17 protein-coding genes and 1 pseudogene are annotated in these 14290 nt (G+C 51.6%); 8 read left to right on the plus strand and 10 right to left on the minus strand.

Going from position 1 to position 14290, the window contains the following annotated elements:
* Nucleotides 1-6 precede the first annotated feature (6 nt).
* The 8 genes and pseudogenes from L1889_RS14740 (at nucleotide 7) to L1889_RS14770 (ending at nucleotide 9305) form a co-directional block, all read left to right on the plus strand.
* Nucleotides 7-540, plus strand: coding sequence for a DUF4442 domain-containing protein (locus tag L1889_RS14740; RefSeq protein ID WP_238665727.1), 534 nt, complete (start codon nucleotides 7-9; stop codon nucleotides 538-540).
* A gap of 183 nt (nucleotides 541-723) precedes the next feature.
* Nucleotides 724-2387, plus strand: a pseudogene (locus L1889_RS14745) (AMP-binding protein).
* A gap of 102 nt (nucleotides 2388-2489) precedes the next feature.
* The gene (locus L1889_RS14750; protein WP_238665728.1) at nucleotides 2490-4301 is read left to right on the plus strand and encodes an assimilatory sulfite reductase (NADPH) flavoprotein subunit; all 1812 of its coding nucleotides are present in this window, start codon (nucleotides 2490-2492) and stop codon (nucleotides 4299-4301) included.
* A 9-nt stretch (nucleotides 4302-4310) separates the two neighbouring features.
* Complete coding sequence (locus tag L1889_RS19400) at nucleotides 4311-4856, plus strand: ferredoxin-like domain-containing protein (protein ID WP_308217653.1); 546 nt, start codon at nucleotides 4311-4313, stop codon at nucleotides 4854-4856.
* The gene (locus tag L1889_RS14755; protein WP_308217684.1) at nucleotides 4787-6019 is read left to right on the plus strand and encodes an NADPH-dependent assimilatory sulfite reductase hemoprotein subunit; all 1233 of its coding nucleotides are present in this window, start codon (nucleotides 4787-4789) and stop codon (nucleotides 6017-6019) included. Before L1889_RS19400 ends, L1889_RS14755 begins: the two co-directional genes overlap by 70 nt.
* Before the next feature lie 2 nt (nucleotides 6020-6021).
* Nucleotides 6022-7485: a siroheme synthase CysG gene (cysG, locus tag L1889_RS14760; protein ID WP_238665729.1), complete on the plus strand. Its 1464-nt coding sequence runs from the start codon at nucleotides 6022-6024 to the stop codon at nucleotides 7483-7485.
* Nucleotides 7486-7749: 264 nt separating this feature from the next.
* Entirely contained in the window at nucleotides 7750-8580 is an 831-nt protein-coding gene (locus tag L1889_RS14765) for a sulfite exporter TauE/SafE family protein (protein ID WP_238665730.1), read from the plus strand.
* Between the two features lie 35 nt (nucleotides 8581-8615).
* Nucleotides 8616-9305, plus strand: coding sequence for a FadR/GntR family transcriptional regulator (locus tag L1889_RS14770; protein WP_238665731.1), 690 nt, complete (start codon nucleotides 8616-8618; stop codon nucleotides 9303-9305).
* Nucleotides 9306-9444: 139 nt separating this feature from the next.
* Here L1889_RS14770 and rpsQ read toward each other — a convergent pair whose 3' ends face one another.
* From rpsQ to rplC, 10 genes are read right to left on the minus strand one after another with little or no spacing between them, the layout of a single operon-like run.
* Nucleotides 9445-9729, minus strand: a complete 285-nt coding sequence (gene rpsQ, locus L1889_RS14775) for a 30S ribosomal protein S17 (RefSeq protein WP_238665732.1) — start codon at nucleotides 9727-9729, stop codon at nucleotides 9445-9447.
* Nucleotide 9730: 1 nt separating this feature from the next.
* Nucleotides 9731-9922, minus strand: a complete 192-nt coding sequence (gene rpmC, locus L1889_RS14780; protein WP_238665733.1) for a 50S ribosomal protein L29 — start codon at nucleotides 9920-9922, stop codon at nucleotides 9731-9733.
* Between the two features lie 9 nt (nucleotides 9923-9931).
* Nucleotides 9932-10348 carry a 50S ribosomal protein L16 gene (gene rplP / locus L1889_RS14785; protein WP_238665734.1) on the minus strand — a complete coding sequence of 139 codons (417 nt, stop codon included), beginning with the start codon at nucleotides 10346-10348 and terminating at the stop codon, nucleotides 9932-9934.
* 2 nt (nucleotides 10349-10350) lie between these two features.
* Nucleotides 10351-11133: a 30S ribosomal protein S3 gene (gene rpsC, locus L1889_RS14790; RefSeq protein ID WP_238665735.1), complete on the minus strand. Its 783-nt coding sequence runs from the start codon at nucleotides 11131-11133 to the stop codon at nucleotides 10351-10353.
* A gap of 9 nt (nucleotides 11134-11142) precedes the next feature.
* On the minus strand, nucleotides 11143-11472 hold the full coding sequence (rplV, locus tag L1889_RS14795; RefSeq protein ID WP_238665736.1) for a 50S ribosomal protein L22: 330 nt from the start codon (nucleotides 11470-11472) through the stop codon (nucleotides 11143-11145).
* A gap of 3 nt (nucleotides 11473-11475) precedes the next feature.
* Nucleotides 11476-11751 (minus strand): 30S ribosomal protein S19, encoded by a 276-nt coding sequence (gene rpsS / locus L1889_RS14800; RefSeq protein WP_238665737.1) that lies wholly within the window; start codon nucleotides 11749-11751, stop codon nucleotides 11476-11478.
* 11 nt (nucleotides 11752-11762) lie between these two features.
* Nucleotides 11763-12590 (minus strand): 50S ribosomal protein L2, encoded by an 828-nt coding sequence (gene rplB, locus L1889_RS14805; RefSeq protein WP_238665738.1) that lies wholly within the window; start codon nucleotides 12588-12590, stop codon nucleotides 11763-11765.
* A 1-nt stretch (nucleotide 12591) separates the two neighbouring features.
* Nucleotides 12592-12888 carry a 50S ribosomal protein L23 gene (gene rplW / locus L1889_RS14810; RefSeq protein WP_238665739.1) on the minus strand — a complete coding sequence of 99 codons (297 nt, stop codon included), beginning with the start codon at nucleotides 12886-12888 and terminating at the stop codon, nucleotides 12592-12594.
* A complete protein-coding gene (rplD, locus tag L1889_RS14815) occupies nucleotides 12885-13505 on the minus strand; it encodes a 50S ribosomal protein L4 (protein WP_238665740.1) in 621 nt (206 codons plus the stop codon). The genes rplW and rplD overlap by 4 nt, the downstream gene beginning before the upstream one ends.
* A gap of 2 nt (nucleotides 13506-13507) precedes the next feature.
* Nucleotides 13508-14185: a 50S ribosomal protein L3 gene (gene rplC, locus L1889_RS14820; RefSeq protein ID WP_238665741.1), complete on the minus strand. Its 678-nt coding sequence runs from the start codon at nucleotides 14183-14185 to the stop codon at nucleotides 13508-13510.
* Between the last annotated feature and the right edge of the window lie 105 nt (nucleotides 14186-14290).

Raw genomic sequence — 14290 nt, forward strand, 5'->3', positions numbered from 1 at the left:
AGGCAAGTGCGAGCGGACAGCCCATTCGGGGCCCTTAAACGCTTTCCAGTTGCGTGGCGGGGTCGTATTCTCCGCCTGAGCTTCAACTTGCACCCTGCCTTCAGAGCCACGGGCGGCCGAGTACAGTTCATTTCTACAGACCTGCGCCATATACGGATCCGGCTGCCACTGGTGCGGCGCACTCGTAATATTGTGGGTTCTATATTTGGCGGCTCGCTGTTTTCTGTCACCGATGGCGTTCATGTCACCTTGTTATTTCTGAATCTGGATGATGACCTGATCATTTGGGATAAGTCAGCGAGCATCCGTTATCGCAAGCCGGCCTATCAGACGGTCTATGCTGATTTCTGTCTTAGCGATGCCGACCTCAACGACGTGCAGCAAAGGCTACAGCAGCATCATGAACTGGAGCACCGCTTTACTGTTGAAATCAAAGACAGGTTAGGTGTGGTGCATACCCAGGTCGAGCGCATCGTCTATATTGCCCAAAAAGATTTTTACAAAAAGAAGTATGCATCGCCCCCAGGAGATACCTCATGAGCCATGAATCATTTATCTCCAAACACTCCCTCCTTCACATCTAGGGAAATCTCAGGCATCGTATTGCTGACGGCCATGTTAAAAACCTGGATAGGTGCCAACCCGGCTCAAGAGTCATTAAAACAAGCCATGCTGGGTAGCGAAGGAGCCCCTACTATCCACCACTTTTCGAGAGAGGCAAGCATGGAAAGAATCTGGTTAAAAAGCTACCCCGACGGAATTCCTGCCGATATCATTGACGAGGCCAGTGCCTACGCCTCATTGTCAGCGATGATGCTCCAAAGCTGCCAGCAATATAAAGACCGTATTGCCTATGACAGCATGGGTTCCACTCTGAGCTATGCCGAGCTGATTAAGCAATCGGAGTTTTTGCGGCCTGGCTGCAGTCTGTGGGTGTACAAAAAGGCGATCGCGTGGCATTGATGATGCCAAATCTTTTGCAATATCCTATTTGTTTGCTGGGCGCGCTTCGCATAGGTGCTGCCGTGGTCAATACGAATCCGCTATACACCACTCGCGAACTTAAACATCAACTGGTCGATAGTGGTGCCACCACGATCGTTATCGCTGAAAACTTTGCCCATACGCTCAGTGATGTCATTCATGAAACACAGATCAAAAATGTGGTGGTCACCTCGATGGGTGAGCTTCTGGGTGGCCTGAAAGGCGTCATCACAAATATCGTCGTACGCCACGTCAAGAAGCTGGTTCCTGCATGGCAACTCCCTTCAACCATCAATTTAAAAACCGCGTTAAAAACCGGCTCAAAGCATAAGATGTCCGAGCCTGCCATGGCACAAAGCGACATCGCATTTTTACAATACACAGGGGGCACGACCGGTGTAGCCAAGGGTACCATTCTGACGCACGGCAATATGATCAGCAATGTGTGCCAGGCTCAGGCATGGGTACGCCCTTATCTTAAAACCAACGATCTCAGTGTCGTAACGGCCCTTCCCCTCTATCATATTTTTGCGCTCACCGCGAACTGCCTGGTCTTTATGCGTCTGGGAGCCAGAAATCTGCTGATTGTGAATCCGCGTGACATCAAATCCCTGGTCAAAGAATTAGCTAAGGCTCCTTTTGCCTACCTGACCGGCGTCAATACCCTGTTTAATGCCTTGGCTCGAAACGAAGACTTCAAGAAACTGGACTTTTCATCATTTCAAGTCGCATTGGGCGGAGGGATGGCAGTGCAAGAGGCCGTTGCCAAGCGTTGGCTTGATATCACGGGCGTTCCTATTGCCCAAGCCTATGGCCTGACAGAAACCTCACCTGCAGCCACCATCAATCCACTAGACGTCAAAACATTCACCGGCTCTATCGGGCTGCCGGTACCGTCCACCGAAATAGCCATTCGTGATGATGATCAAAATGACAGGCCTATAGGAGAAAGCGGCGAAATCTGCATTCGCGGGCCACAGGTAACACCCGGCTATTGGAACCGGCCCGAAGAAACAGAAAAAGTCTTCGATAACGATGGCTTTTTACGTTCCGGCGATATCGGCTATATGGACGAGGCTGGCTATGTCTACATCCTGGACCGTAAAAAAGACATGATTCTGGTGTCTGGCTTTAACGTGTATCCGAACGAAATTGAAGCGGCGGCCATTGAACACCCCGATATCATTGAAGCAGCTGCAGTAGGCATCGCTAGCGAACACTCAGGGGAAGCGGTAAAACTGTATGTAATTAGCAAGAACCCTACGCTTACTCAGGCCGATGTGATTGCCCATCTGCGTGAGCGCTTAACGGGCTATAAAATACCCAAATCTGTTGAATTTCGGGATGATCTTCCGCGTACCAATGTAGGCAAGATATTAAGGCGTGAACTTAAAGACGATTAAAACTATAAGCATATATGAGAATATCTAAATAGTTTTTCGATTGTTCGCCCGGCTTTAGACGCTCTATAGAATGGATTGATCTATTACTATAACCGAGACGTCATGCTAGCCTTGTCCCGCCTTCCCGACACAGCGCAGGGGCTCATCAATGAGCTGACACGCGACCTGGACTCACAGACTCTAACTTGGCTTTCCGGCTATCTGGCCGGGGCTGCCCAAGTTAAGCAAAGTCAGATCCCGCCCAGCTTAGCTGCTGTCCCCGCCCCTGCCAGCGCCCCAGCTGCTGCGCCTTCCCGTCCAGCCACCATCCTGTTTGGCAGTCAAACAGGCAATGCCGAACGTATCGCTACCGAATTTCACGAGCAGTGCCAGCAGGCTGGTCTTAACGTACGTCTGGTGCGCGCTGATCGCTATGCCACACGCGAACTCAAAGACGAAGAGCTGCTGTTCATCGTAATCAGCACACAAGGCGAAGGCGATCCACCTGACGATTCAGTCGGCTTCGTCGAGTTCCTGGCAGGTCGGCGCGCTCCCAAACTCGAGAATTTGAATTTCGGCATTTTAGGGCTAGGTGATTCGTCTTATCCGTTATTCTGTGGCATTGCCGAAACCATTGAGAAACGTCTGGTTGAACTGGGTGCCAAAAAGCTGCTTGCCAGCGGTCTGGCAGACCTGGACATTGAAACGGTAGCCTCTCCCTGGAAGCAAAACGCTGTTGAACTCGCTAAACCTCTGCAGGTCAGCACTGAGCTCGAGACCCCGGTATCTATCGTAACAACGCTGCACCCTCAGGTACAAAGCTACACCCGAGACAACCCCTTCAGAGCCGCTTTACTCGAAGCGCAACCCATCACGGGCCGCGGCAGTTCGCGTGATGTCCGTCACTTCGAACTTTCACTCGAAGGCAGCAAACTGAACTATCAGCCTGGCGACTCGTTGGGTGTATGGCCTATACATGACAGTCGCCTGGTCGATGCCGTTCTTGCCCAGACAGGTATCGACGGCGAAGAATCAGTCACAGTTCACGAAAATATGCGAACTGTACGTGAATGGCTAAGCCACTACCGCGAGCTTACTCAACTGACCAAGCCCTTTCTGGTTGCGCTGGCCCAACGTAATAGCGACCCCGAACTGGCATTGGCCCTAAGCCCCGATGGGCTGGATGCCTTCCGCGAGCTATTGGGTACGCACCAGTTGCTGGACGCGCTGAAACGCTTTCCCGCAGAATGGGATGCCGAGAGCCTCGTTCATGCCCTGCGCCCGCTGGCTCCCCGTATGTACTCTATTGCCTCAAGCCAAAGCCTGGTTGATGACGAAGTACATTTGACGGTAGCCAATGTGCAATACGAATTTAACAATGAAGAACGCTGGGGAGCTGCTTCCAACTACCTGAGCAATCTTGCCGAAGGAGACGAGGTACTCGTTTTTGTCGACACAAACTCTCGCTTCCGCCTGCCCGAGGATCACAATAAAGACGTCATCATGATTGGGCCAGGTACGGGGGTGGCGCCATTCCGCGCCTTTGTCCAGGAACGTAATGCCCAAGAAGCTAAAGGCCGCAACTGGCTGTTCTTTGGCAATCCCAACTTCACTACCGATTTTCTCTACCAAACCGAGTGGCTGCGTGCGATCGAAGACGGCCAGCTTGAACGTCTGGATGTCGCCTTCTCTCGCGACCAAGAGGAGAAAGTCTATGTGCAGCACAAACTGCTGGAGAACGCCACGGATGTGTATGAATGGATTCAATCAGGCGCTCACATCTATGTGTGTGGCGATGCCGATTACATGGCAAAAGACGTGCACTCCGCATTGCAGAAAATCGCGCAGCTTGAGGGTGGCCTTGATGAAGATGCCGCTCGCCAATGGATTGACGAGCTCAGCGTTCAGGGCAGATATGCCCGTGATGTTTACTAGAAGACAGCTATGACAAAGAAAATCGCTCCTATAGAGCAACTAAAAATTGATAGCAACTACCTGCGCGGCAGTATTGCCGAAGGTTTGGCCAGGCCGCTGACAGGCTCTATCAGCGAGAATGATAACTTGCTGTTGAAATTTCACGGCAGCTACCAACAAGACAACCGTGATTTACGCGATGAGCGACGCAAGCAGAAGCTCGAGCCAGCCCACAGCTTTATGGTGCGTGCGCGACTGCCCGGAGGGGTCGTTACCCCTGAGCAATGGCTGATTTTTGACCAGATTGCCGTAGACTGGTCAGAGTTCGGCTTACGTATTACGACTCGTCAAACCTTTCAGTGGCACGGCGTATTAAAGCGCAACTTAAAAAAGTTGATGCAAGGCATCAAACGCGCCCACGCTACCACCATTGCTGCATGTGGTGATGTCAATCGCCAAGTCGTCAGCGTGTCTAACCCCTGCTATCGCAACACCACGCCGAAGTTCTGGATTGGGCACAAAAACTATCCGATCACTTCTTGCCCTCTACCAATGCCTACGCAGAGATATGGCTAGACGGCGAAAAGGTAGATCAGCTTAGCAGCAACGCGGAAGTGGTTGAACCCATTTACGGTAAGACCTACCTGCCCCGCAAATTCAAAATTGGCCTCACCATTCCTCCCACCAATGACGTAGACATCTTTGCGCAAGACATGGGCTTCATCGCTATTGTCGAAGATGGACGTTTAACTGGCTTTAATCTGAGCATCGGTGGCGGCATGGGCGCAACCCATGGTGACGACACAACCTATGCCCGTCTGGGCAGCGTGATCGGCTTTGTAGAACTGAAAGATGTCATCGCCGCTGCCGAAGCCGTAATCACGCTGCAACGCGATCATGGCAACCGCCAGGAACGTCGCTACGCACGTCTCAAGTACACCGTCGACACCTTGGGCGCCGAGTGGTTCAAAGAGCAGATTGAAGCCCGCGCCGGCGTCACACTGCATCCTGTAAAAGCCTGGTATTTTGAGCGAAATGGTGATCAGTACGGGTGGATTCAAGGTGAAAACGGAAACTGGCATTTAGGGTTGCGTATTAACTCAGGCCGCCTTATCGACCGTCCGGACTCACCCTTGCTAACCGGACTGCGTGAAATCGCCAAGATACACACAGGCCATTTCCGTCTGACCTGTAACCAAAACCTGATTGTGGCCGACGTTGCCAGCGCCGATAAAAAGAAAATCGATGCTCTCGTTGAACAGTACGGACTGGATAGCTACAAAAATCAAAGCGGTATTCGACGCAACACGATTGCCTGCGTGGCCTTGCCCACATGTGCCTTGGCTATGGCAGAAAGCGAGCGTTACGCGCCAGTCATCTTACCCAAGCTAGATGCGCTGCTGGATAAGCATGGGCTGCTTGAGCAAGAAATTGTATTTCGTATCTCAGGCTGCCCTAATGGCTGCTCGCGCCCCTACCTCGGAGAAATAGCTCTGGTAGGCCGTGCCCCAGGACGTTACGACCTGCGTCTGGGCGCCGACTTCAAGGGCGAACGTCTCAATGTGGTCTATCAACAAAACATTGATGAAACCGAAATTCTCAACCACCTTGATGGCCTGTTCCAGCGCTATGCTGCTGAACGCCACGAGGCGGAGTACTTTGGAGATTATCTGCTTCGTGCGCAGATAATAGCCGAGCCCACACAAAAACGTATTCCATTAGTGCTGGAAACAGTCTGACCATGCAATTATTTCCTCTTTTTGCCGATCTGCAAGGGCGCGCCGTGGTGGTGGTGGGTGGTGGCGAAATAGCTGAACGAAAGATTCACCTCTTAACCTCTGCCGGTGCCAATGTCACGGTAGTCGCAAAAGCCATCAGCCCTACCCTGCAAGACTGGGAGGCGCAAAATCGCATCTGGGTGCGTTTAGGCGCTTTTCAAGAAAGCGATCTTGACGGGGCTTGGCTGGTCGTCGCGGCCACCGATAACATTCAGCTCAACACCGCGATTGCCGCACATGCGACATCCCGAAAGCTGTTTGCGAATGTTGTTGATAATGCCTCGCTGTCGAGCTTCCAGGTTCCCGCCATCGTGGACCGCTCTCCTCTGGTCGTGGCCATTTCATCATCGGGTGCAGCACCAATGGTGGCTCGACGGGTAAGAGCACAAATCGAAACCATGGTTGATCATTCGATAGGAGCCATTGCCGAACTTGCCCAACGCTATCGTGGACACATCAAGGAAGCTCTTCCCTTGCTGGGCCCCCGACGTGCCTTTTACGACTGGCTCATCGACGGCCCTGTAGGTAAAGCGCTTAAAGCACAGCAACCCAAACAGGCACAGTCTTTGCTTGAGGACGCCTTAGGCCAAAAACAAACACCACCCAAAGGGGAAGTCATCCTCGTGGGCGCTGGCCCAGGCGATCCGGGTCTGCTCACGCTTCACGCCTTACGCGCATTAAATCAAGCCGACGTCATTTTGTATGACCGGCTGGTTGATCCCGCCATTCTTGAGCTTGCTCGTCGTGATGCTACACAAATTCATGTGGGTAAAGAAGTAGGCGAAAACCATCACGCCACCCAGCAGCGTATTCACCACCTGATGCTAGAGCATGCGAAACAAGGCCAGACCGTCGTACGCCTCAAAGGCGGCGATGCCTTCATATTTGGCCGTGGCGGCGAAGAGCTGCAATTCTTACGCCAGCACAGTATCGCTTATCAGGTTGTACCCGGGATTACTGCTGCGCTAGCCTGCGCTGCCTACAGCGGTATCCCGCTAACGCATCGCCAATACGCGCAGTCTGTGCAATTTGTCACCGCTCACCGCAAAGACGATACAGACATTGCTGAATGGGCAGGCCTATGCGACAACAGCCAGACTCTGGTCGTATATATGGGGTTGAAGCAGCTGACGTCCTTTAATCAAATGCTGATTGCTCATGGACGGGCAGCCAACACCCCATGTGCCATTATCGAAAATGGCTCCCGCCCGAATCAACGTACATTGCTGACACGTCTAGATCAGGCACAGCATTACGCAAGCCAGTACACCTTCAGCTCGCCTTCCTTGCTGATCGTTGGCCCGGTTGCTGCGCTTGCCAAACAATTACACTGGTACGGCGAAATTATTGATGAGTATCCCGATGCGGATACACCCTCATTGTCTCAACTGAACGTAGAATTACTGCCTGAGTTATCTGCCGCCTAATTGCCGGCTTCAGAATCCGCGACCGTCGCCTCAGGAGCGCCCTATCAAGGTTAAGTACCCGCTTTTTTCAAACGTAGCAAACAAGCCCAAAAAGGAACCAATTCAATATTTGGTTCCTTTTTTTGCGTCCAATATGAAATTATGATAATTCTAAACAACAGCTGTAGCTATTTAATTACTGATGTTTAGCACAATATCTAGTTTTTGTTATCAACACGTACCTTTTTGATACCATATAGCTTTATAACTTGAACCAATCGAGACATGGAATTCACTACTGAAGCATACATCTACTTTATCGGAGCCATACTTATAGCTGGCATCGTGGCAGGCCTGATCGCGGGCTTACTTGGAGTCGGCGGCGGTATCGTGCTGGTACCTGTCATGTTCTACCTGTTTACCGCCATGGACATAGATCCTGCCGTACGCATGCACGTCGCTGTAGGAACCTCCTTGTCGACCATTGTGGCAACGGCGCTATCATCGTCCAGGGCACATCATTCAAAAAATGCGGTCGATATGGCACTGCTAAAAAGCTGGGGGCCCTGGCTGCTGCTAGGCTCTATCATAGGCATGAGCCTGTTTAGTTCAATCAAGTCAGTCGAATTAACCTTTGTATTCTCGGGCGTTACTTTTTTAATTGCCGTATACATGTTGCTGGGGCCGTCCAGCGCTGCCGACGAAAAAGGTGCATTACCTAAAGGCCCCATACGCTGGTTATCGGGCATCGTGGTGGCGGGGCTATCATCTATCATGGGGATAGGCGGTGGCAGCTTAACCGTTCCATTACTTAGCTTCTACCGGTACCCCATGCGCAAGGCAGTAGGCACGGCGGCAGCTGTTGGATTACTAATCGCAATTCCGGGCACCATCGGCGCATTCCTGGCGGGCCTGGGCAAAGAAGGCCTGCCCCCTTTCAGCATTGGTTACGTCAACCTTATTGCCTTTGCCATTCTAATACCGGTAACCGGCTATTTTGCCCCTATTGGCGCTCGTATTGCCCATGCTATCAATCCTAAATATTTGCGATACGCATTCGCAGCGTTCTTGTTCTTTAATGCCGTCAATATGCTGATTACAGCATTGCGCGCCTAGCTAGTCGATCTTAACTATTGAGTTAGAGCGGTCTTATGTCTTCCTCCCTCCCTCGCGCGGGTGCCCGTCGCGCCGATTCAGTCATCGCCTATCTGATGCAGATGCTGGCCCTGCCGGAACACGGCCCAGGTTATAAATTAGCTCCTGAACGCGAACTCGCGGCAGAGCTACAGGTCAGCCGCCGAGTGGTGCGTGAAGCGCTAGAACAACTAGAGCGGGAAGGCTTCATAGAACGTGTACCGGGACGCGGCACCATCGTCGTCGAAAATAAAGAAAAGACTGAACGTGCTGTAGCCTTGCACGTTAGCCCGATGGAGCTCATGACCGCACGCTATGTACTTGAGCCAGCAATCGCTGCCACGGCCGCAACGCATGCCAGCACACATGATATCCAAATGCTGCTGCAATGCCACGAGCAAAGCCATAATGCACGATCACATGTGGAGTGGGAGGAAGGCGACAGCCGTTTCCACGAAGCCTTGGCCACCGCGACACACAACATACTGCTACAGCACTTCTCAGAAGTCCTGACCGCAGCACGCATGCAGACTGAGTGGGGACGATTACGCCGTACAACTCTGGATCTGGCGACCCGCAATCGCTACAGTGCTCAACACCAGGAAATTGTTGATGCCATTCGGCACCGCGACCCCGCTCAGGCAGGCAACGCCATGCGAACTCACCTAAACGCAGTTCGTCAGGGGCTGGAAGAGCAACAAAGATAAAAACCTGCAGTAGGCAGATGTATCGTTGCAGCCATTGAAACGTTGTTCATATATACGCTGCCCACAAAAAAGCCCAGCATGATGCTGGGCTTTTTCTTGAGTACGGCCCTAGGGAAAACCTAAGGGCGTATTCAGCGCATTAAATTACGCGAGCAGCCGTCAACAGACGTACTACAGTCCACGTTTTATCGCGGCTGATAGGACGGCCTTCAGCGATTTCAACTACATCGCCTTCGTTGTACTGGTTGGTCTCGTCGTGCGCTTTGTACTTGTTGGTACGAAGAATGATCTTGCCGTATAAAGGATGCTTCACGTGGCGTTCTACTAGAACAACAACGGTTTTATCCATTTTGTTGCTGATCACTCGTCCCTGCAAGGTACGCTGACGCTTAGGCGCGACTTGTGTTGTTTGCGTTTCGCTCATCTTACTTTCCTGCGTTCTCAGCCATTATTGTACGTACACGAGCAATGTCGCGACGCACTTTGGATAGCTGGCTGGTGTTGGAAAGCTGCTGAGTTGCACGCTGCATACGCAGACTGAATTGTGCTTTCAGCAGACTCTCGAGCTCGGTCTGGAGCTCGGCGGTTTCTTTTGAACGGAGTTCACTGGCTTTCATGAGATCTCCTTAAGCACCAATCTGACGCGACACGAATGTCGTGGAAATCGGCAGCTTAGCGGCGGCTAAACGGAATGCTTCGCGGGCTAGCTCTTCGCTAACACCTTCCATTTCGTAAAGCATTTTGCCGGGTTGAATTTCAGCGACCCAAAACTCTGGATTACCCTTACCACTACCCATACGAACTTCAGCAGGTTTCTGCGAAATTGGTTTATCTGGGAAGATACGGATCCAGATGCGGCCACCACGTTTAATGTGACGGTTAATCGCACGACGAGCAGCTTCAATCTGACGCGCTGTCAAGCGACCACGGCCAGTAGCCTTAAGACCGAATTCGCCAAATGAAACTTGCGCTCCACGTGTAGCTAGACCGGTATTACGACCTTTGTGCTCTTTGCGATACTTTCTGCGAGAGGGTTGCAACATAGTTATTCTCCTTCAGGCGCAGGCGCTGCAGAAGCATCGCGACGTGGTCCACCACGGCCAGTACGACCGGCTGGGCGACGACCTTCAGGACGATCCCCACGTGGACGACGGTGACGACGCTCTTCTGGAGCTGCAGCTTCTACAGGCATTTCGCCATTAGGAAGCATATCGCCTTTGTAAACCCAGACTTTGATGCCAATAATACCGTAAGTAGTATGAGCTTCGGATGTACCGTAATCGATGTTCGCACGAAGTGTATGCAGAGGCACGCGACCTTCGCGATACCACTCTGTACGAGCAATTTCAATTCCGTTCAAACGACCAGCGCTCATGATCTTGATGCCTTGGGCACCAAGACGCATTGCGTTCTGCATCGCACGTTTCATCGCACGGCGGAACATAATACGCTTTTCGAGCTGCTGAGCGATAGAATCAGCGACAAGCTGAGCATCGGTTTCAGGTTTACGAATTTCTTCGATATTGACGTGTACAGGAACGCCCATCAAGCGCTGAAGATCAACCTTCAGGTTTTCGATGTCTTCACCACGCTTACCAATTACTACGCCTGGACGGGCGGAGTAAATAGTAATGCGGGCGTTTTTATTAGGGCGCTCGATGACTACACGGCCAACGGAAGCATTCTTCAGTTTTTTCTTGAGGTATTCGCGTACGCGGATATCGTCAGCCAGCATGCCAGCGAACTCGTTGTGATCAGCGTACCAACGAGAGCTCCAGTTGCGGTTAACTGCGAGGCGGAACCCAATTGGGTGAACTTTTTGTCCCATTGTGACTCCTTAAGCGCCGACCTTGACCACAATGTGGCAAGTCTGCTTCTCGATACGGTTACCGCGGCCTTTTGCGCGTGCGGAGAATCGTTTCAATGACTGCCCCTTGTCCACAAATACTGTGGTCACGCGTAGTTCATCGATATCGGCACCGTCGTTATGTTCAGCATTAGCAATAGCGGATTCAAGCGCTTTCTTGATAATGCCAGCGGCTTTCTTGGGAGTGAAAGTCAAGGTATTCAATGCTTGCGACACCGATTGACCACGGATCATGTCCGCGACCAGGCGTGCCTTTTGCGCTGAAATACGCACTCCACGAATAGTTGCTGTGGTTTCCATCCCTTATCTCCGTGACTTTTTATCCGCCACATGACCTTTAAACGTACGGGTCAGTGCGAATTCACCAAGCTTATGGCCAACCATGTTCTCGTTAATGTAGACGGGAATATGTTGACGGCCATTGTGCACGGCAATCGTCAGCCCAATAAATTCGGGCAGGATGGTTGAACGGCGTGACCAGGTTTTGATCGGCCGTTTATCGTTGCCCGTGACAGCAGCATCTACTTTTTTAATGAGATACTCGTCTACAAATGGGCCTTTTTTAATCGAACGTGACATTTGTTCGCCCCTTACTTGCGCTTGCGACGCGAGACAATCATATTGTCTGTGCGTTTGTTACGGCGGGTGCGGTAGCCCTTAGCAGGAGTACCCCATGGACTAACTGGTTCACGGCCTTCGCCCGTACGACCTTCACCACCACCATGCGGGTGATCGATCGGGTTCATGGCAACACCACGAACGGTAGGACGGATACCGCGCCAACGAGTAGCACCGGCTTTACCAATTTGTCGCAAGCTATTATCTTCATTGCTTACCGAACCGATAGTGGCACGGCAATCGATGTGTACGCGACGTACTTCACCCGAGCGCAAACGCACCTGGGAATAAGAGCCATCACGAGCTAGCAATACAGCCGATGTACCAGCCGAGCGAGCCAATTGCGCACCTTTACCAGGCAACATTTCGATGCAGTGAATCGTTGCACCAATTGGAATGTTACGGATAGGCAATGTGTTACCAGCGCGAATCGGTGCATCTTGACCGGACAACAATGTTGCACCGACTTCGAGGCCACGAGGAGCGATAATATAACGACGTTCGCCATCTGCGTAGCAAAGCAATGCAATGTGGGCAGTACGGTTTGGATCGTATTCGAGACGCTCTACTTTCGCAGGAATGCCATCTTTGTTACGACGAAAATCAACGATACGATAATGCTGTTTATGACCACCGCCACGATGGCGAATAGTAATGTGACCGTTGTTATTGCGGCCAGCTGTACGTGATTTCTTTTCCAGTAATGGAGCGTGTGGAGCACCCTTGTGTAGCTCGGAGTGCACCACTTTGACCATACCGCGACGGCCAGCAGACGTTGGTTTTACTTTAACGAGTGCCATATTAGTTCACCTCACTAAAGTCGAGTTCCTGACCCGCTTTGAGCGAAACGTATGCTTTACGCTCGTTGCGGCGGCGACCTTGGAAACGACCAAACCGCTTCTGTTTGCCGTTCTGGTTAAGAACTTGTACGGACTCGACTTCAACCTTGAACAACTGCTCTACAGCAGCCTTGATTTCAGGTTTAGTAGCGTCAGCCGCAACACGAAATGCGATTTGCTGATTTTGTTCAGCTACCATCGTAGCTTTTTCAGTCACGACTGGAGCCAGGATGATTTGGAGTAAGCGTTCTGCGTTCATCCCAAGATCTCCTCGAGTTGAGCGATAGCTGCCTTTGTGATCAACACTTTTTTGAAGTGGATCAACGAAACAGGATCAGCATAACGCGGTTCGACCACAGCAACGTGCGGGAGGTTACGTGTAGCAAGGTAGAGGTTCTCGTCGAATGCATCAGTAACGATAAGCACGGACTCTAAACCCATGTCTTTCAGTTTCGATGCAGCCAATTTTGTTTTAGGCGCTTCGAGTGTGAAAGAATCAACTACAGCGATACGGTCTTCACGAGCTAACTGAGACAAAATGGCACGCAAACCAGCGCGGTACATTTTCTTGTTAACTTTGTGGCTGTAGTTTTCTTCGCCTGTGTTCGGGAAAGCGCGACCGCCCCCACGCCACAATGGTGAAGAAGTCATACCTGCACGTGCACGACCTGTACCTTTTTGCTTCCAAGGCTTACGTGTGCTGTGAGAGACTGTGCCACGACTTTTCTGCTGGCTGTTTGCACTACGTGCATTGGCCTGAAAAGCAACGACGATTTGGTGTACAAGGGCTTCGTTGAACTCGCGACCGAAAACTAAATCGGAAGCAGCAACCGTGGAAGCAGCCTGACCCTGATCATTCAGGAGCTTGAGTTCCATAATTAGGCTCCTTTCTTGATTGCGGGACGTACTACGACGTCGCCATTCTTGTGACCGGGAACAGCACCACGCACCAACAGCAAACCACGCTCAGCGTCTACGCGAACGATATCAAGGTTTTGTACTGTGCGGGTAACGGAACCCAAATGACCTGCCATTTTCTTACCGGGGAATACACGACCGGGATCTTGAGCCATACCGATAGAACCAGGGACTCGGTGCGAAATCGAGTTACCGTGGGAGCGGCGTTGACCTGCAAAGTGGTGGCGTTTGATCGTACCAGCGAAACCCTTACCGATGGTTGTACCAGTAACGTCAACTTTTTGACCGACTTCGAATACGCTTTCAACGGCCAATACACCACCAGCGGTGTGCTCAGCTGCCTTAGCAGGTTCTAGGCGGAATTCTTTCAAAACACTACCAGCCTCTACGCCAGCTTTGGCATAGTGTCCGGCAGCTGCTTTATTTACGCGTGTTGCGCGGCGTGTGCCATATGCCACTTGAATAGCAGCGTAGCCATCAGCTTCGGGCGACTTGACTTGGGTTACGCGATTGTTTGACACGTCCAGCACAGTTACCGGTACGGATTCACCGTCCTCGGTAAAGATGCGGGTCATGCCGACTTTGCGCCCAACAAGGCCCAGCCGCCATGCGGCAGGCACAGGTGTCGAATTCGACATCTTTTTCTCCATTCCCAACTACGATTGGTCGGGGCTATTTACTGATTACGTATACTTTTCGCATACAAAACTTCAGGTCTAGCCAACTTTACTAATGTAAAAATG

The sequence above is a fragment of the Paenalcaligenes niemegkensis genome, assembly GCF_022230885.1.
In the GTDB taxonomy this organism is placed as follows: domain Bacteria; phylum Pseudomonadota; class Gammaproteobacteria; order Burkholderiales; family Burkholderiaceae_B; genus Paenalcaligenes; species Paenalcaligenes niemegkensis.